The 20,474-nt window shown below is 56.2% G+C and carries 11 protein-coding genes; 8 read left to right on the forward strand and 3 right to left on the reverse strand.

Translation table 11 applies throughout. The features are described from left to right. Positions 1-2: 2 nt before the first annotated feature. Entirely contained in the window at positions 3-4,160 is a 4,158-nt protein-coding gene (locus G8346_RS06455; protein ID WP_166049327.1) for a CHAT domain-containing protein, read from the forward strand. Between the two features lie 356 nt (positions 4,161-4,516). On the opposite strand, the gene G8346_RS06460 is transcribed toward G8346_RS06455, so the two are convergent. Both G8346_RS06460 and G8346_RS06465 read right to left on the reverse strand, forming a co-directional pair. Then, entirely contained in the window at positions 4,517-6,376 is a 1,860-nt protein-coding gene (locus tag G8346_RS06460) for a hypothetical protein (RefSeq protein WP_166049330.1), read from the reverse strand. A gap of 60 nt (positions 6,377-6,436) precedes the next feature. After that, positions 6,437-6,844, reverse strand: coding sequence for a hypothetical protein (locus G8346_RS06465; protein WP_166049332.1), 408 nt, complete (start codon positions 6,842-6,844; stop codon positions 6,437-6,439). A 1,141-nt stretch (positions 6,845-7,985) separates the two neighbouring features. On the opposite strand from G8346_RS06465, the gene G8346_RS06470 reads away from it, so the two are divergent. From G8346_RS06470 to G8346_RS06490, 5 genes are all read left to right on the forward strand, one after another. Then, positions 7,986-8,771: a hypothetical protein gene (locus G8346_RS06470; RefSeq protein WP_166049334.1), complete on the forward strand. Its 786-nt coding sequence runs from the start codon at positions 7,986-7,988 to the stop codon at positions 8,769-8,771. Continuing rightward, positions 8,768-10,003: a hypothetical protein gene (locus tag G8346_RS06475; protein WP_166049336.1), complete on the forward strand. Its 1,236-nt coding sequence runs from the start codon at positions 8,768-8,770 to the stop codon at positions 10,001-10,003. Before G8346_RS06470 ends, G8346_RS06475 begins: the two co-directional genes overlap by 4 nt. A 674-nt stretch (positions 10,004-10,677) precedes the next feature. After that, entirely contained in the window at positions 10,678-12,057 is a 1,380-nt protein-coding gene (locus G8346_RS06480; RefSeq protein ID WP_166049339.1) for a hypothetical protein, read from the forward strand. A 2-nt stretch (positions 12,058-12,059) separates the two neighbouring features. Next, positions 12,060-13,202, forward strand: coding sequence for a thiamine-monophosphate kinase (locus tag G8346_RS06485; RefSeq protein ID WP_240901355.1), 1,143 nt, complete (start codon positions 12,060-12,062; stop codon positions 13,200-13,202). Positions 13,203-13,230: 28 nt separating this feature from the next. Beyond that, entirely contained in the window at positions 13,231-13,947 is a 717-nt protein-coding gene (locus G8346_RS06490; RefSeq protein WP_166049343.1) for a thymidylate synthase, read from the forward strand. Positions 13,948-14,005: 58 nt separating this feature from the next. Here G8346_RS06490 and G8346_RS06495 read toward each other — a convergent pair whose 3' ends face one another. Continuing rightward, entirely contained in the window at positions 14,006-17,290 is a 3,285-nt protein-coding gene (locus G8346_RS06495) for an RNA-binding domain-containing protein (RefSeq protein ID WP_166049345.1), read from the reverse strand. A 290-nt stretch (positions 17,291-17,580) separates the two neighbouring features. On the opposite strand from G8346_RS06495, the gene G8346_RS06500 reads away from it, so the two are divergent. Both G8346_RS06500 and G8346_RS06505 read left to right on the forward strand, forming a co-directional pair. Further along, positions 17,581-18,564 (forward strand): viperin family antiviral radical SAM protein, encoded by a 984-nt coding sequence (locus G8346_RS06500; protein ID WP_240901356.1) that lies wholly within the window; start codon positions 17,581-17,583, stop codon positions 18,562-18,564. A 36-nt stretch (positions 18,565-18,600) separates the two neighbouring features. Beyond that, the gene (locus G8346_RS06505; RefSeq protein ID WP_166049350.1) at positions 18,601-19,170 is read left to right on the forward strand and encodes a hypothetical protein; all 570 of its coding nucleotides are present in this window, start codon (positions 18,601-18,603) and stop codon (positions 19,168-19,170) included. The last annotated feature ends 1,304 nt before the right edge of the window (positions 19,171-20,474 follow it).

Genomic DNA, 20,474 nt, shown 5'->3' on the forward strand with positions numbered 1-20,474 from the left:
TCATGAGCACGTCCTACGAAATACCCGTCGTCATGGATTGGCCGAAGGGCTTTCGGATACGGGTCCGGCTTTTCATCCTCTCTTTCCTTGCATTGGCGACGCTATCCCCTCTATCCGCCGGGGGCACAGTCCCGCCTGAACCTGTCGGCGACACGGCCCGGAGGCTTTACGTATCAGGCAACCCGATGCAGGCCATTACTATTTGGCAGGATGAGCTTGCATCACTGCTGGAAAACGAGCCGTCTCTGGAGGATATGGGGTTTGTGCGAGAGCTGGCTGAGACCTGCACTCTCGCCCGCCATGTACATTGCATGCAAAACATCGTCCGCTCGATCCAGAAGGTACAGCCGGCATCTTTCGGGGACCAAGACAAGCTGCTCTTTTTAACTTTGCGGGCGTACGTGCTGAATCTCTTTACTCTGCACTTTGCCCCCCACTCACAGATAGAAGGCGCACTTGCTGCCCAACCCGCCAGCATCGCCGAGGTCCTTTACTCTGATCCTGGTCTCTACATTGCGGACCAGTTCGTCAAGAGCCAAATGTGGCTTTCGCTGGGACGCACAGAGAATGCCGAGAAGGCGGCGGATCGGGGGCTGCTTGCCCTTGCTGCCCTGAAGCCTTCGGCCCGCAGCTTCCGCCAGTACGCCTATCTGCTCGCCACTGCTATTGATATTGAATTGAGAGCGGGGCGCCTGGTCGAGGCCGATGGCTTGATGCACGCGGCATTGCCCCTCCTACACCAGTACGCCTCCGCACCTAGCCTTGAGTACGCACTCCTCAAGGCGATGGAATCAGAGCTGAACTTCGCGATGGCCAGGCCAGATGAAGCCGCTTCTGATGCCCAGGAAGCAATAGATGGCCTTGGAGCACTCGACATTCCCGCCTCACGGTTCACGGATCGGAGAATTGTGCTACGCGCCATCCAGGCAGGTGCCTGCGTGATCACTGGCGCTGAGCCAGAGTGTCTGGAGTACAGCCTTGGTGCGATGCGAGCAGAACGCGTTCATTACGGACCGGCGCCGCCACCCGACGAACCGGATCACTTTGAGAGCTATATCACGCCCATCGAGGTCCTCGCACGGGGTGTCTCCGGCACGCTAGAAGATGCGGATGCCGATTGGCGGAATCGGGCGTGGACCGTGCTCCATAGTCCTTGGCGATTTGACGTCGATCTCGAGCTCTCAGCAGCGAGATCCGTGGCCATTGGAATGCTTTCCGCCGATGACCCTTCCTTCGACCATGTCAGCTACGCCAGACAAGCCATAGAGACTTTACGCCAGAGCATTAGCGAGGTGCATACGATCACTCCCGGAATCCTGTTTGATCCAGGGCTGTATCGAAAATTCATCGCCATCGCGAGTGCCAGCCTGCTTACTCAGAACAGGACCGCGAGGGGTTTAGATGCCGAGCTTGTGCTTTATGCAGTGGAGTACTCAACACGCGGCCTGCACTCACGGCAATCCGATGCACTTGCAGAAATCGCCGCCGCAACGAACTCCAACGTCAGGAAATCTGTGCATACCGCCGCACGTCTGAGATCCAAGCAATCCCACGTTATCCGCCAACTTATCGCGAGAACTGTTGATTCACATGAATCACCTAAAGGCACAGGGGCACCTGAGCCTCTCGCGTTGGATTCCGTCAAGTATTGGTCCCTGGCCGACACTACGTTAAACCGGTACAAAGCTGCCGAGACTCTGCTTGCGAGGTCTGATTACCAAGAACTTCCCCTCGTGCCAAATATGACGGACCTTCAAGCGCACTTGAAACCGGGTGAAGTTCTTCTTGCATTGGGTCTGGCGCCGGATGGAACGATGAATTCCGTCTGCATCACGGAGGATGACGCCACAGCTATCCAATACCACATCGATCACGAGCAGCTCGCGAAAGATCTCAATACACTCAACTCCGCATTGGTGGCCGATCATCCGCCTAGCCTCATGGCCGACAGTACGTACCCCGTGCAGGAGGCGATAAGGGTCTACAACGCGATACTCAAGCCACGGCGACATGGTCCCGCTCAGTGTATTGAACCAGGGATGACAGTGTTCATCGCACCGTCTGCCATGTTCGCAAATGCTCCGTTGGAGGCCACGCTAGCCTCGGAGCCACCCAGGGACAATTTCGGCTGGCTTTTGGGCGAAGCGCCCTGGGCTCTACGAGAGAATAGTTTTGTCTATGTCTATTCGGTTCGTGGCTTCCTTGCCCAACGTCGTATTCTAGAAATCCCAAGAGTTGGAACGGGAACATTGCTCTCGATCGCGGACCCCGCTCTCGATGGCTCCCTGCCGTCCGGTTCGGAAGCTTTGGCGTCAATTACACGTCGAGCGTCTCCGAAGATGAGCCAAGATGGGCTGGCCGCACTAGCCCGGATCCCAAACACTGCGCGAGAAGCACAGAACATCTACAACTTGCTGAGCAACCGGGGCAAACTCATCGTCGGTCCAGCAGCGACAGAAGAAGCCTTCCGCACAGATATCTTGAGTCGCTATCAGTATCTCCATTTCGCCACCCATGGCCTGATCAGAAACGATGGCGGAGACCTTGGTGAGTCGGCACTGGTCCTAACCCCCGTTTCAGAAGCCAATCCTTGGAATGACGGACTTCTAACCGCATCCGAAATAGCCGACCTGAATCTTGCTGCAGATATCGCGGTGCTCTCCGCATGCAATACCGCGAATGTCGATACTGAGTATTTCAGTTCAGAGATTCAGGGTCTGACCACGGCTTTTGCCACCGCCGGAGTACCTGCTGTCCTCGCGTCTTTCTGGCCAGTAGAAACTTTCGCCTCAGAAACGCTGGTAACTTCCTTCTTTACACATTTCACGCAGTCCGATCGGTCTGCTGCACATGCGCTGACCCGTGCCAAACTCGAATACCTGGAAACTAGCAGGCGGGCGCTACAACATCCTCGACACTGGGCGGCATTCGCGATGCTAGGTGATACGTTCCGGACCCACGCACCCGAGGCACGCCCCTCGACCTTAACGACCCTCCAGGAAGAGGGAGCGGTTCTGGAAATGGCAACGGTCACCGGATCTGCAGACCTCGTGGCAAGCACGGTGTTGGACCGGGGCATCGTGCATCGCATTGGTCCCTCACTGGATCTCACGGAAATACTGAAAGACATTGCCCCTCGGGGGGTAACGACAACGAGCCAGGATGAGACCTTCGTGTTCGGCGCCGATGCGGCCACACTTCCGCAGTCTCTTACCCCGGTCATTCGCCGAGTCTATTCCGCGAACGAGGAGCTTTTAACTCAGTCTTTCCAACTTCAGACGAAAACCGGTTTGGCCAACTCAGTAGCCCAGGGCCGCGATAGAACCATCGCTGTCCTGATCGTTCAGAGTGTTGCAAGTCCAAAGCCTGACCAGCTTACAGATAGAAAATTCAGGTTCTTGGTCGAACTCGTGAAACCCGATGGCCGGTCACCGGAACCGCATCAATTGGCGTTGACCACCCATTACTCTGACGTGGCAGCCGCCAAGATAAGGGCCTCTTCGGACTACATCCTGGTTTTCGTAACGCCCCGAATGCCGGAAATCAACGAAGACGCGCGCAGTCTAACGTCGTTGAATACGCTTACGCATTGTGCGCCCCCCCTCTCGACACATCTTGTTTGGCTCAGTTCGGACGGGGCCCAGATGCTGGCTCAACACGTGCTTGAGGACGTGGCGGTTCAGGATGTCATCACAACCGAATCTGGCCAATTTATCGCAGTTGGCAAAGAGATGTCGCAGTGTGGCGTGAACGATACGCTCGTGATGGGCGAGCTATCACCAGAGTCCTCATCATGGCGGAGGCTTGTCTTGGATGAGGCACCCGGTTACACGATTTCCGCCAAGTTCGCCGGGCCGATCGAGAATGGCCACCTACTTCTGGCGGTAACGCGGGCTACCGCAAGAGTCTCTTCCGAGGTCTTGTTCGCCCAGAACGATACCGATTGGCGCACTCCGGATATGCCGTACGCACGGCCATGGATTGCCGAGTCCGAGGTCTTTTGTATCGCACCGGATGAAGCGCCCCTGAACTCACTCTCTCTGAGTTCAGGGATTGGTGTCTCCGGGCTTGCGATTGCGTCCCGAGGTAAGGATGTCTTTGTCGGAGGCAGCCTTAACGCTCGCCCGTTCGTTTTGGGCACGGTGGCGCCCTGCCACTGAGTTTTGGAGGCATGGCTACAGCTAACAGCGAATTGGACGCATTAAAGCTCACGGAGCTGACCTCGAGCCGGCTGGCATTCGCCAGATCGTCCTCCCCCCAGCGCTTGTCTCAAATGATCTGCTCTTCCGTAAACCTCGACTTCTTTATGTACTCATCTTTGGTTGGAGGACCCAAGAAGCCAGCTTCGTCCAGTTCTAAGATGGCGTCGAAAAGCGGGGGGACGTCACCGATAAAAATCGGACTACGAGCACCACATTCTCGAGCGGCTTATCTAGGGGTCTTTTCCCGCGGCAGAAATACCGGGTTTCCCGCGTCGCGCATGGCTAGGAGTAAGGGCGCACGGCCCGCTGCTACCTCAATTCCCATCACGAAAGATGTTGAATCGGGCTGCTTGATACTCACGTAACTCCCGAAACGCTTGTGCAGATGCCCCTAGGTAGGCCTCCCGCAGTCGGGCCTTCAACGCCACCTTCTCCCTCTCAACTTCACGAAGCATTTCTTCCCGCATCTCCTCACGATGAAGGCTTTCGTCCACGAAATTAAAAGCGGCGTCAGTTCCTAGCCATGTGGCGGCCAATAGCACCGGAACGCAGATGATGGCGTAAGGGCCGCACGCTAGACCTGCAGCACCACCGGTGGTCATCGTGGCCGTCCTTGTCGCACCTTTGGCCGCAATTGCAGACATTGCGCGTTTCATCGCCAACCCATTGACCATTCTTGCGCCCATTCGGCCATTCAAACGCGTACTCAGAATGCCTGCGCCCACTCCGATCCCGACCAGCGACTTATTGAGATGATCCTCCAGTCGCGCAGCGGGCTGCTGCAGCTCGACGCAGCTGGCCTCTTGGATCAGTCGATCGACGACAGCATCGTGTCCGCTATAGGCCGCCTTCACTGATGCCTCGAACTCGCCACGGATTCCGTCCGCAGCATCTGCAATTGCTGGTGCCAATGCATTACGCACATAGGAATCCACCTTCGAGGCCATGTATCTGTCAAACGCATCGGATTCCATAGCAGACGCGGCAAGGTATCCGAGCTGCGCATACTGCCCCTCAATACTGAAGTTCCAATCCAGGAAGCTATCGACTGCCTGCTCAGTTCGCTCGAAAGCAGCGTCTATGCGCTCATCGAGCAGGGCAAGGATTCGTGCATCAAGCTCAGCTTGCCGATTGACAAGCTCCTCTGAGGCGCGTTGGGACGCGGTTTGGACGCGACTTGAACGACGCGCTCCGCAGGGGTCCGTAGGAAGAAGCTGGGAAATTCCTAAGTTCCCTGAATCCGGCCATTTCGGCAAACGTGTACCGCTGTCATGTAGACCATAGAGAATAGCCAGAGCTGCGCCGAAGCCCATTAGCACTGCTCCCTTCGGAACCCAGCGGGCCTGCGTGTCTAGCTGCACCGTCGATAACTTAGAAAACAGCACGACTATTCCAAGGAAAACCTGCCAGACCGCGCCAAGTTTCAATGCCATCCACGCGAACGCTAGTCCGGACGCCAAAAGAAGCGCGGGCCCCTTTGCGACGGCGCTGGCGAGCTGGATCGCATGCCATACCCCAGCGGATATCGCACTATCCAGGCCCAACAACCAACCCACGGGAGCCCATTCGGCCGCCCGATATCCCTTCAGGTAGGCCGCTTGGAGGAGATCCGGCCAGGACAAATGACTCGACACCGGGACTTCTACCCAGAACACCTGCATCAACGCGACCACGAGCGAAACTAGGGCAAGGTTGGACCAGAATGCGATTCGCAAGATCACTGCAAGCCGGTACTCAGGCGCTACGTCGTGACCCCAAAGCCTTGATGCGATCCCGAACACCAATAGGAAGCTGGGGACGCTCACAATGATGACTAACCATTCATGGAGATCAAGTTGTGCCGTTAAAAGCAGCGCCAGGAGCGACGTGAACAAGGCTGTGAAGATCAGTCGAACGCGAAGCAGGTTCCCACGCCAGAACCATCGCCGAAAGCGGCTCTCTTCAACCGTGACGTGAGAAAGGAATGCTCGACGATTGAGGACACAAATTGGCACAAGATACTGATAGACGAGGCAGCCAAGCAGCATGACGACGGCCCCCACCGTCATGGGACTCATGTCTGAGACCGGGTAGGAATGCAGTAAGCCCAATGCGGTCGCGATTCCGAAGAATGAACCTAGCCAAGGATTTACTTGGGGTTTCGCGATATCTTTCGATTTAGAGGCCATGGTCATTGCTCCCCCAGATCCTGGATGACGCTGGATGCTGTCGCGCCGCGGTCGTCGAACGTGCATTCAGGACTCTTCCGATACATCGGGGCGTTCGATGATGTATTGCAGTCCTTGGTAGCAGAGCCAGCCGGTGCCCCCTACGGCAACCACGCCACCGGCAATCGCCAAAGGCACCGCCCACGCGGGCGCCGTGCCGATTCCAAACACCGCGAGCGCGGGGCCGGCCCAGCTGCCAATCGCCGCCCCTCCGACTGCGAATGGGATGGTTCCCGGCATCGCGATTCCACCAGTGGCTATGCCCACGCCGGAACCGACCATGGCGCCGGCGCCGCCGCCGACGGTAGCCCCTATGGCGCTGATCTTTGCCGTTGACAATACGGGCCCCGCTGCGGCCGCAAGGCCTTTGATCGTTGCCGCAATGCCCACAACAGACACTGCACTCGAGCCCAGAACTCTTTCCTTCTTGTTCATACAATTTCCCTCTTTTGTGGCAGACCCAGTCCGTAGATTCGATCGCGTTGTCGCGCTTTACGCGGAACGTTCAATATCCAACTTCTTTAGTCCGACGCTCCTCGGAGTAATCGCAATCAAGAAGATGGCCATCAAGACAACCACCCGCTGGATCAGGATCAAGCTGGTACTCAGCCCGAAGCGAGCGCCGTAAAGCAGCAAGAAAATGGTCTTAGCGCAGAAAAGCTTTGCGAGCACTTGAGTTCCCCTTTATCCGTTTTGTTTCCCGTTTTGAACTCGCCCTTCCCAGCGAACTCCTTCGACGAAAGATAAGGCGACATACACATCAACGATCCACCTCGAGAGCTTTTTTAAACTTCTATGAGCAGCGGAAGGAACTGAACATATTCGTCAATTGAAACGGGTCCCCCATCCGGATTTTTAAAAGCCCCTTTGGATGAGCGAGATCAGGACGGGGGCACAAGACAGGATGATCCGGCTTGCGAAAAACGTGAGTCCTTGGAAAAAGGTCCCGACGCAAATCAACTAGACGGCCAAAAAGGTCTTTTTTCAGTTTTTTATAGATCCGAGACATGAGTGCTTCACGCCGGCGGCTTTCGAGGGACGTGGCCGTGATCTCGCGCCCCTGAGCACCAGGGGGTTTTCGGATCAAAAAGGCAGAAAAAGCACTCCTCCGTTGACGAAGTAGCTGATATATTGAGCTTTCGCTACACAAGGAGAGTAAGCATGTTTCGGGCATCCATAGAGGCAGCCGAACCGGCCGCGATGCCAACATGGTTAGCTGAAGAAAAGGCATCAGGGATGATTAGCTTGTGCCTCCAGTCCGCGTTGGTATTCGGCAGTGACCGACGCACACCGGTTCGATTCCGCCCCATAGTCCAAGTCAGGCGTAATGGTCCGCTAAGGGCCGTACTACCGTGTACGACCAAGAAATCTCGGACATCGACTGATTTCTTCGCTTTGACGCCTGACAAAACATTTTGGACCCGGCGTCGTAGTGACGGTGAAGAGAGCAAGGCCTATTTCCGCTACGAAGTAATCGACCCGTCTGCCGTCGGGGCCAGCATAGGGACGCTTACTCAAGGTGGGCGTATTGAACTGATGCGGTGGCTTCAGGACTGCCACACCAAAGGCCCCTGGCATGAGTAGCCTCGACTCTGAGCTGGCGCATTTGTGGTCGCAGCGCCATGCTCATGACCCTCGCGTGCTAGAGCGTTTGTGCACGCTGATACAACAGCAGTTGATCAGTTTTAGACCACCAAAAGAATTTTCCCAATTGCAGAGCCTCGATGGGTTGCCAAGCCCGGCTGACCGGGCGCGCCAGTACGTTCAGGACTTTCTGCTCGATAAAGTCCTGACGGGTAAAGGCGATACAACTTGTGAGAGCGTACGGGCGCTTAAGGTCTTCTACCGGAGGTATCTCATTGATGTCATCCGATCCCATCGCACACGCGGTAAGTACCTCCAGAGCGATACGGTGGAAACTAGCGGTGAGGTGAGTGTAAGCATTATCGAGAACACCGCTGCACCCGAATCCAACCCAGACTTCGAGGAACTGGAGTCGCTAAACATCAGGGCTATGGACGTACGAGATTCCGCAAGGCGATTCTTGGAACAACAGGAATCGTGGGTGCAGGCATTCCTCGCCCTTTCCTACTGTCCGGGTTCCGATTCCGGCGAGACGATGCAGGCTTTGGCGCGACGCCTAAATGTTCGTTCGTATGCCTATAAGGCCGGCAAATTGGGATTCAATTGGCACGGCGAGTCACCCGACGCATTCTTTGAGGAGACGCTGGTCGGGCAATGGATCGTCGGTCTAGGTATCCCCATTACGCGCGATAATCGAGCCGCTGTCCGTGATGCCTTGAAAATTCTTTGCCAAGAGTCGTTATTGATAGCATCGGACCAGGAGGGCGTGCAGCCGTGACCGGAGAATCCAAAGGCTATCGACTATCGCCTCCCCTGGCGTGGGTCAAAAGACGACATCTGGGTCTAAGCGACGCGTTGATTGAGGGCGTTCAAAATGGTCGTGTCCCGCCGGAGATCGCCGCGGCGGCGCGCAATCACCCAGATTGGCAGGCCTACGCTACTGTTGCATCTGAAGAATCTTCCGCCGATGAAACTGCTTCGGAACCCTCATCGCCTCTACCTGCGGCTGTTCGGGACCGGATCGAGCGTTACGGGCGGTTGCGTTCCGCAAACTTCAGGTCACCCCCGCGACCCGGACAAATCATCTCAGTCGATACGCTGAATGTGCCAGCGGGTGTGTCACTGCCGGCATTTATGGGCTCACCGGTGTATGTGCTTCTCGATGGGCCAAGCGCGGAAGTCAATGACATCTGGTACGGCTGGATTGCGTCCGGCGAGACCGACTATGCCTGTGCGTGGGACTTGATCCTCCAAGAGTCCGATGGACCGTTTGATCCTGAAGCGGGGATGATCCAGGTATGGAATCCAGTGTGGGCCTATCGCCCGGAGGTCGGTCGCGTCGTTGGGGAGCTAAGCGTGGAGCGCCTGCGAGCCGTTAGAGCACTTGCGACGGATTTTCTAAACGACGATCCCACCACGGCGACGACAGCACGTCCAGGTCGACTCGCACATCGTTCCCTTAGCAATGGCGTCGAGGTGATCACCGGAACTGCGATGGGCTCACCTGACGATCCCCGATGGGAATATCAAAGTATCCTCTTCGAGGCCGCTGAGGCCGTCCGCGAACCAGCTAGGATCGCGCTTCAACAGAAGGCCGCGTCCGAGAATCAGTTCGGGGACACCCTTTGGACATGGTTGCGCCATGTCTTCGACCAAGTAACCGCAACATTCCCTGACATGGTTTTGACACCGCAACTCGCGGTGCCGATGAGCTCCGATGCATCAAGCCCTCCAGATGACTCCTTGGAAGGCGTACTACTGGTATGGTCAGGCCGGGCGCGCATTCGCGTGTTACCGGGGAGTTCACCAGAGCAAGGACAGCTCGAAGTCGAAGCGATTGAACACCTTCTGATCGTCCAGATTACGCGAGATGACCAAGTGCTAGATCGCATCGACATTTCTCCAGGCGCGTGCGAGACACTTGCCTGGGAGGGTCCGGCAACCTTGTCACTAACCGCACTGGGCGAAACAAGATGCGTCCATTTTGCGTCGAGAGACTCCCACGAATAGTGGCAACCGATATAACGACGCCTTTCCTCGCTTTACGGATCACACGAACCCGCGAAGGGTTCTCATGCGCTTACCTCACCAATACCGCCAATAGCGGGACTCGCACAGTCGACGTAGGAAGCCTCGCCGACCTTCCAATTGCTTTGCGGTCTGCTATCGATCCCGGTTGGGCAGAAAACCATCGGGGATTACTTCTCTTGGATGGCAATTCCGTTCCCACGGCGTTCGACTTTGAATGGGAAGAGGTCGACTGGGCCGGACTGCCTCTGAGACAACAGGCAACCGTCGTCCGCGGCCATCGTTGGACAAGCACTCTTCCAAGCACAAGCTCTGGCTCAATTCGTTGGCTGAACCTTTTCCCGGGTGATGAATACGAGTTCCGGGAGCTTCAGCCTTGGGTTAGTTCGGGTCGCCTCAGACGAGCCACATGGCATGGACTCGGACGCGATTGGCATGGCTGCGTCGAAACATTCGTGGTGGCACATGGCGACCGGCGCGGCATACTGGATCGCGATGGCTTTCCTGTTAAGTGGCCGGAGTTACTCCCAATCCCTCGACATATCTGGCTACTCGCTTGCGCAGAGGGCAGTGCAATATCACTTCTCGCGCAGAACTTCCTTCAGAGAGGCGCCGACTCAGTGGTTTGCGCAACATGTCGCGTGGATGCTCCAAAGATGGCGCGGATAATCGACGCACGCATGCGGGCTCGTGATACAGATCCGGAAGCCTCCCCCATTCAAACGGTCCTCGCCATGGGTCGCGAGATTAACTCATCCGAAGCTGGTGGAGTCTTCTCCCTCACATTGTGGGGCGAAATGCCATTAGACACCGGTAGCGGCGCCCCTTGGAATCATGCGCACTGGCAAAGATGGAACGGTAGACGTCCGACAAAAGCCTTGGATGACCGCCATACTGCAGCCGACTTTGCCTCTGCCATGGATTCATGGCGCGCGGATTGCCTTTGGCCTGTTACCGAACAATCACTTCATCCGGCGATGATCTGGGCTGCCGAGCGATATGACCACCAGGCTATGCTTGAGCTTCGCGGACGAGCGCCACTTGACTCGACGGCTGAGTCCCTTCGGGCGTATGCCAAGGACGCACGCCGTACCGGAGATTACAGACGCGCAATGGACTATGTGACAACCGCATTGCGTGACCGCCCGCCATTGCCCATAAGCAAGGACTTGTTTCTGCTACGCGCGAACATCCTGATCGATATGAATCTTCCCAATGCTGCCCAAAGATCCCTTGATGAGCATGAGGACTGTGCTGATTCATCCGACGACGAGGCCACGAGGATCGCAGACGAAGCGAAGCGTTTGGATGCCCTTGCACGCGTGTGCATTCGGCTCGGGCGGCCCGACCTGGCTCGGGACAAACTGGAACGAAAACTGTCTCTGAGCTCTTCCGGCGCATTGGGACAGGACCGCCCTCGAGTACAGACAAGCCTGCTTTACCTCTTGGCATGGAGCCTGCTGACAGCGGATGGCGGACTTCAGGCGCGTCGAGCACGAGCAAAAGAACTGGCTCAATGGGGCATCAATTTTCTTCGCCCCGAGTCCGTTGCCAACACACCAGAAGCCAATCACGACAAACTCTATCTCGCGCGGGCTCTAGCCGCCTACGCTTGGGCAAGCGGTGATTACGATATCGCGCGAATGCTGGCGCCATGGAGGCATTTTGCTAGAGAGCGCCTTGGCGATGTCGATCCCGGCCCATGGAGTTACATAATCCACTTCGGCCACCTGATGGCAGAGCGTGATCCCTCTTTAGTACACGAGAGCGATTATCAGCGTGCCCAAGACGCCCTGAAGGAGGCACGGTATGACCTCGAGTCGGCGATCTTCGCCACCCTCGCCGAAGACGTGATGACACGAGACACCATGTACCGGCGATTCAACACGCGCCGCAAGGCTCTATTACACGATGCCACGGACGAGGTGACGACTGCCGAAGCAGAACAGCGTGCCGAGACCGAGCACGCTGTCCTATTTGCCACGAGGGAACATATTACGGAACGCATGGTGATGACGGGAGTTTTGCCGCTGTGACGATGGGCCAGCTTGACCCCTACTCCGCTGATGACGACAGGACAGTTCGCGAACTCGGCGAACGCTCTGTCGTAGCCAATTTGACAAGCGCCATGCGTTTGCCCGAATTCCTATTGGACGGCTATGGGCATGATGCGGCATTCGTCGACATCCTCCTGGGTTCTAATGAGGTACTCGCGATCAACACCGATCGCTCCGGCATCAATATTGCCTACAAACTCGGCCTCGCGGGGCCCGAGTGCATCGGGGATCTCGGAATCTCGCACGCGGTTAGCGACATTGTTGTAGCCGGCGGCACACCACGAGCGATAACCATTGGACTGCTATTGCCCCCGGAAACAACGATGGGATTCGTTCGCGGCGTAATGAGAGGCGCTGAAGTCGCCGCCGAACGTTATGGCGCGTCAATCGTCGGCGGAGACACTAAGCAGAACCCCAAGTTCGCGATCGTTGTTACCGCGATCGGCACGGTATTACGAGATAAGCGCCTGGGGCGGTCCGGCGCACGACCAGGTGACGCACTCGTCGTGACAGGAACTCTCGGGTCTATGCTTCTCGGCCGGATGACACTTCGCAATCCCGTAGAGATCGACGACGATACCCGCCTAATTCTCACGAACGCACTCGTAGAACAGCGTCCGCCTTTCCATCTCGGCCTTGCGGTCGCCAAATCTGGGATCGCCCATGCGGGAATCGACATCAGCGACGGCCTACCGGGTGCGATACATGCGATTTGCGGCGCCAGCGGCCTCGGCGCCTTAGTCGATGAGGATCGAATCCCGCTGCATTCTCGCTTAACAGGGATCATCAAATCGTCTGGCTTGACTCCACTAAGCCTCAGTGCAGCCGGCGGAGATTGGCAGTATCTGTATTCCATTCCTACTGGCCAGTTGGCGACCCTGAAGGAACTTGCTGAAGTAGCGGGGACGGCAGTTACGGAAATCGGACGAGTTATCGAGCGACCTATCCTCGCGGTCCGAACGATTGATCGGGAGTGGCGCGAACTCAAGCGGATTGAGCATGACAGCTTCGCTGATAGCGCCACAGGCGGCGGCCATTTCGACAATATCAGCCCGCAGATGTCTTGCGTCGGAGAGCTGCTGGACGAACGTCAATGTGACATTCTTTTCGGTGTCAATGCTTGACCCAGCTCCACTATTCAGGACCGTTGATATGCAGGAGGCAGTGCAGCGAATGGATTCTCACAAATCTCTGCGCGTAGTGCGCACACAAACGATTGGTGAATGCTGGTTACGATGTATCCGAAATGTCCTTGACTACGGAGAGCGGCATCACGACCAGGACGTCGAATTACTAGAAGTCCTTGGACTAGCTCTCGAGATCGAGCGACCGGCTGAATCGGATCCAATAATTGATGCATACAGCGACAAGACCGTGCTCGCGCGAACCCTGGCAAAGTTCGCAAAGGGGGCCTCCATGCCCGATCGGCCCTTCACCTACGGTGAGCGAATCTACGACATGATGGGTGTCGACCAGTTCGAGTGGATCGTCTCGCGGCTAGAAAGGATGCGAGAGACCAAGTCGGCTACGATCGGCCTGCTAATCCCCGGAAGCTCGTCGCCGAACTTGCCCTGCCTTACGACCATCGATGTAAAAATCCGAAAAGACAATCTCGATCTACAATTTTTTTTCCGTAGCCAGAACATCTTTGGGCGGCAGTATGCGAACCTCGCTGCACTCGCTCGATTGCAATTTGATCTCGCCATGCGATGTGGCGCGGCCCCCGGCATGTTACGCGGATACGTCGCCTCAGCGCATATCTACGAATTCGACCTTGAGGAAGCACACCGTATTTCGCGCGGTGACATGCTGCGGATTTCTGACAAATACTATTCAAGCGGCCCTGCTTCGGTGCGTAGCCAAGCATAACGTGCAGAGGATGAAAAATGCAGCGAAGAGAAGTGAGCCTGTCGTTCGAGAGGTACTGCTAACTCTCGTTTGCCACCTGCCCCGAGTCGATAGCGAAAGACCATCTTTCTTTACTGCGGTCGAACCGAGTGACCAACCGCACATCAAGTATTTGTCCAGCGGCGAGCGGATGACCATCAGGAGAGACTATGGCTGAAGGCAGGAAAAAGATGTCCGAATCAAACGCATCATTTTCGGCAAACCCGAAACTACCCTCTGGGTGAATCCACTTTATATGGACTTTCCACCTTCGAGCTCTCAATCGCCTATCTACACCTGCTCGTTCGGTTATATCCACAAGATCCTCTAGAAGGAATCTCGGCTCGCGTCCGCGTTTCCCTGAAGAAGATCTGCTTTTCGTTGGTAGAACCGAAATGCCCGTGCGCAGCCCTGGCGGAATATCCTCCAAATTGATCAATCCGACTTCCAAGGCGCTAGCAAGCTGTTCGCGAGACGACTCATAGAGGAGTCGTGTGAGATGGTGCTCATCAAGATCGCTCCTCCCGACAACGCGACATCTGGCCAAGCGGATCGCGTTCATGACGGACATCCTTGCCAATATGGCACGGAGCCGTTCGCTATCACCGCGGATCTCTCGGGGGCTTACAACCCGTTCACGCACCAAGATGCTCAATAGGCGTAGAGAAAGTCTCGGATCATCAGCGATCCGTCGGAGCTCCGCCCGATAATTCGGTAACATCCTGCGCACATTCTCTCGGACCTTCTCACGTTCTGTTCGCAGTATGTCGATCAGATCAATCTCTAACTGTGCGCCTGTCGCCTCGCTTATGGCATTCTCCCAAGTCGAAAGAAAAGACTCCGCGGATATCTTTCGTCTTCGCCGTAGCGCACACAACTCTGCAACTTTCGCAACGGACAGCACTTCTGAAATGGACGGGCGTGGCTCGACCTCAACGAGCAGGCGTTGTGCAGCGCTCAGATCTTTGGACCAGGATGAGCCCCCTGAGAGGGTATCCGGTAGAAGCTCTATCCATGGGAAGCGACCGCCAGACACGAACTCCTGGAGAAGGCGTAGTCGCAGGATGCCGGACTCATGTGAGCTAGCCGAATACCAAAACGCCCCGCTACGTAACGTAGATCTCAAGTACGGCGAAATCGGATACTTGGGTGGCAATCGGGCCGCCACCGTGATCTCCATAGTCTCCTGTGAAACGTCCTCTCCCCGAAGGGCAAGGAGCACAGCATGCGTCCATGGATCACCCTCAAAAGGCATTGAAGCGAGACGCTTTACGTCGCGTGTAGCGACGGTCGTTATCAATGGGTCTAGCTTCCATGCGGCAACCATCAAGGCATCAGATGGCTGACCAATGAGCTCAAAAGCAAAAGCCAAGACCATTCCCCAGTTGGAGCGGCCGGTTACCGAGTAAACTTCTAATGACGTGGAATCGAGATCTTCATGCCGTGCATACAGGTACTCGGCACATAGATACTCTTGAATCGTTTCGTGCCAAAAGCCGACCGAACGTCCCGTTTCATCCCGAGTGAGGAGGAAACCCTGCGCCATTTGGTCGATGAAGCGATCGTCATCTCTACCGAGGATCGGGGTCAGAAGGCTACGTGCTAGATCAATACCTAGGGTGTTCCACCCGCGTTGGCGAGTCCGGAATGCCAGCAATGATAGAGCATCGATCACCTGCTCTTGCGACCAGGGGAATACCCCTCCACCTATCCGCGCCTGGTTCATCTCGCGGCGGCACCAGATCTCAAGAAAGCGACGATAAAGGGCGGCTCGACCCGTCGGAATATCCCTGGATTCCCGAGCAATTTCAGCGACGATTCGCAGTAGTATCGGACTGCCCGAGATCAAGTCGCCGCCAGGTTGTCGGCGCAGTTGCTCCAAGACGTCGGCAGCCAGCCCGTGATCTAGGAGATAGGCTGTTAGAAATTGAAGTTGTTGGGTCGAATCCATAGATCGGATTTCGACGCGTGGCACTTCTAACTGCTCAACATCGCTCGTCGATCGGGTGGATATATACACCCGTGCATCCGGATACTCGACAAGCATATTGGAAAGTTCGTTGCGACAATTCTCGTACAATGAGTCCGGACATTGGTTAAGGGCATCAAGGTAAAGGACGACCTGACCCTCTGCGACCCCAGCTGCTAGATACTCCCACTCGACGCCGCTGCTCCTTTGCAGCAGGCCAGCTAGTCCCTCCGTAGAGTATTGGGCGAGCGATGCAAAAATTGGCCACGGTCGCCCGCGCTCCCATTGCTTCGCATTACGCAAGGCAAGGATTCTTAGGCAGGTGCTCTTCCCGGACCCCGCCTCCCCAATCAGAACCGCGCGGTGTTGCCCCTCTAGCAGGCCAATGACCGAGCCACGAGATAGGTCTTCCTGCGAAGCCCTATGTCCGATCACATCCTGGCCGCCGGCAGAGGATGGTCTTGCCTTTGGCTGGAGCCATTCTTCATCTAGCTCTGGTATCGGGGCCTCAGCGTCGATACGACGCTTCCCGGATGGAATCTCTCTCAGGACTCCTTTGAGCGGTGTGAAGAAATCTTCAAACGGGGAAAGTTGTCTCTTTACTCTCTCGAGATAAGGGAAGATCTGCGTTTCCAGTTCGCCAGCTCGGCTGGGGCCCTGGAGTCGCACAAGGAACTGATCCCACAGCCGCTGCGCCTCCGGTGCGAAGTTTTCGGGAGGGTCGCTGTCAGAAGTTTCAACAACGGGATCCTCAGGCGCCACCCCACGTACCTGACCAACGCTCCCGCGCCTACGCACATAGACAACTGTTTCAGATCGATCGTGTGTCGTCCTCTTAACCAATATGTGGGGAAATCCCGGAGGTCGGGGCTTGACGAGAATTGCTACGACAACACGGTCCCCACAGAGAAACTCTTCGAGTTCGATCGACCTTTCATAGAGGCCAGGATTGACCACCTCGATGTGTCCTTCCGTGCCGGTCCTCCAACCTCGCGCCGGATGTAGTACCTGTTGCAGGACTACGTCCCGCCGGAACGCCTCAGCTCCGTGGCGGTCACGCTTTCTGTCGGGATCACTCGCCTCGATTCCGACCGGCTGTCCGGAATCATCGACCCCGAGCAGCACGACGCCGCCAACGGTATTGGCCAGGGCGATCACCGCCCTGGCAACGTCCCATCGGTAATCGTGTTTGTTCTCAGGCGCCTTGAAATGCCCACCTAAGGGATAGGTGGCCGCCTTGAATTCTAGCCAATCCCTCTCGCTCCCATCCGCAAGTGCAAGCAGGGCGGCGAGACCACCGCGGGGGTGTTTGAGAACACGGCTTGCCAGCTGGCTTGCGGTTACCGGCTTAACCATCTCTTTTACCTCCGGCCTGCTCCGTGGCCTACGGCGCCAGTCGCTCTGAGCGATTCATCCGGCCTGCAACTCTGGCTGGTTCGTCTGGCAATCGATATTACGCGATCCCGGGTTCAGAAGGGGACCCTTAGCCGATCCTTTCGACTATATCCCCGATCAGTCCCAAACGCCCATGGCATATGGCTGCCTGCAACTTCGACCCTTGGAGCCGCGCGTTTGAAATTCGTCCCAGTTCCATCGTTAGAAAAAGCAAAGCGAAAACACGGAAGACTCCATTGGCACGTAATCATATGCTCAAAAATCCGATCAGCACCCTCGCCGGCCCGTGTCGTTCAAATTCAATCGTAGTGAACTGGCACATCACTGAAGCCTGCAATTATCGGTGTGATTTTTGTTACGCGAAGTGGGTCAAGCCCAAGCAACGAGAGCTAATTCACGACGGCCGTGCCACACAACTCCTCCTGGAAGAGGTCCACAGCCTATTCTCAAATTACGGAACGACCGTTCGCCTGAATCTAGCCGGAGGTGAACCTCTGCTATACCCCGATAGTTTGATGTCGTTGGTAACAACAGCCAAGAAGATTGGCTTCGATGTATCCATAATCACGAACGGGAGCCAGTTGGACCGTACTTTGCTGGAATTCCTGGCCCTTCATCTGAGCATGATCGGGGTCAGCATCGACTCCGGGGAACTCGACACCAATCTTGCGATTGGCAGGGCTGACAAGCGTAATGGATCTTTACGGTCAAGCACCGATTTCAGAAACATCTTCGAGCAGGCCCGCCGAATTAACCCGGACATTAACCTGAAGGTAAACACGGTGGTCAATTCGCTCAATTGGAAAGAAGATATGAACGCCTTGATGGCGTATCTGCAACCCCAGAGATGGAAGGTTCTTCAGCTGTTACCCACCTATAGCCCCAAACTCGCAGTGACGGCTCGGCAGTTCACGGAATTTGTCGAACGCCACGCTAACCTGTCGAATGTAATGAATGTCGAAGATAATGAATCGATGACTGAGTCATACATAATGATCGACCCGATCGGCCGCTTCTTTCAGAATTCACGCGGGGCCGACACGCAGTATCGATACAGCCAGCCAATCCTGTCGGTTGGGGCACGAGTCGCCTTTTCCGAACTCGTTTGGAACGCCAGAAAGTTCGCTTCCCGGTACGCGAATCTCAGCGCTTCACAGAATCCCATCCGGCAGAAAACTCACTCACGGATCGGCTCAGCAACAGTCAGCCCGAGACAATCACCCCGAACCTTCTAAGTATTAGTTGGTTTGATCAGGGAGATCTGATATCCAATGAGCTACGAGCTGGCCCATGCTTCTGAATGTAAAGCGATTTCACCAGAGGCGAACATGATGCGTGCCCTGATCTTTGTACTCTTCTGCGTCGTCGCTGTGCCCACCGTCCATGCAGATGATGATGACCCCGTCCTCGCCTTCTCCGTTGGCGGCTTCTCTGGCGATGACACGAGCGGCATCGCCGTGGGCGTGTACTCCCTGCAGCCGAATCGCCTTGGGTGGTACGTGAACGCCACGATCTCTTCCTTGATCGAAGACGACGAGTACTTCAGGCCCATTCCTGGGGACATCCGCGTTGACAGCGATACCGATTCCATTACGCTCAGCGTTGGCCTGACCTGGTCCGTCAGCAGAGTGACAACCTACTTCGGAGCGGGCTTCTCCAGCGTGGGGCAGTACGGCCTTTACCGGACCCCGAGCTTCTCCTACTGGTACGAGGAGAGCACTGACACCAAGGGCAACTTTAACGCCGGTTTACTGTTTGGCCTCTCCCAAAGCATCGGCCTGGATGTCGGGGCGAACAGTGCGAACGAGGAAGTCACGCTGGGTCTGAACTGGCGGTTTTGAGAAGCGACGTATAGATATGGGTTGCGACAATCTGCGCGTCGTGTCATGGCCGACCAAAGTCTATACACCGGTCGGCCCGAAGACACGAGATCGGTGGAGGGATTCATTGAATGAGTTTGGTGACATGGAATTGATGCCGGGTCTTTTGCCGGTACCGCGTAATCCGAACCATGCGTGATGTGGGCTACCCTCAAACTACCCAAGCAGCCCGACTCGATTGAGACCGTATCCAACGCAAATGGCCGACGACACGCCTAGCCTCCGCCTCCGCAATCGGGCGCGGCATGCCACCATCGAATTCACTGACGGCAGCCCGTTCCTCGAATAGCTCGCGCTCGTCGTCAGTGAGGCCCCCTAGGCTTTCCAATAGACTCCCGTCCCAGCCGCAACATTAGTCACATTTACACGATGCGAGGGCTGCAGGATGCCGCGGGTGATGGCTCACAGGATGATCCACATGCGTGGCATCACCCATTATTTGCACCGGACTAATGAGCGAGCGCCACCCTGAACGCTGCTAGGGCGATGGGTTGGCCGATTTAGCTGAGAGTCCGTCATCTGATCTTGACCCCAAAATGGGCTTCCAATAGCTTCGATTCGTGATCCTTCAAACGGCAGCACCATCAACGCTATGTCCCACACTTCCACTGACGATAAGCCCTTGAAGTCGACGGAGACATTTCGCCTACAAATCTGAAGGATCGGGGACGAAGTAAGCGTGCTGTTGCCACCCGAACTCCTCAAGACCGCCAACCTGGGCCCAGGCGACTATGTGGAGATCTAAATCCGGGGGCACACCATCACTGCATTGCCGGCGATTCCACCTCGCCTCTCCCTTGACCAACTCCTTGCTGAACACCCCTACGAACTAAACAAGACTGAAGAAGCAATAGCCTTTGAGCAGGCCCCGCCAGTAGGCAAGGAGATCATTTAATTTTCATCTGGCCCGCCGCGACCTCGAGGCCCGGCATCTCCCACCTGCTTCTCGGCATCCCAGGTTTCTAGACCCGCACTCGATTCGTATCTGATCGAGTATCGGCGAGCTGGGCCACGGGCCCGCCCTGCGCCATTCAATTATTCCGAGTCCGCCTGCCACTTCCTCTAGCGCACCCGTGCGGAGATCTGTGTCTTCTCGCGCATCAGCGCCGTTCCGGTGGCGCTGCACGCCAGCCATACAGGTATACCTGTATACCGTTACGGTACTGTGGATAAGTCCATTTCGATGGGCTTGGCAATACTTTCGACAATCCACATTATCGAAAGTATGGCGAGAGCGCTGTGGTTCTAAAGCTTACTATCCCTGG

The organism is Thioalkalivibrio sp. XN279, from assembly GCF_011089885.1.
GTDB lineage: Bacteria > Pseudomonadota > Gammaproteobacteria > Steroidobacterales > XN24 > XN24.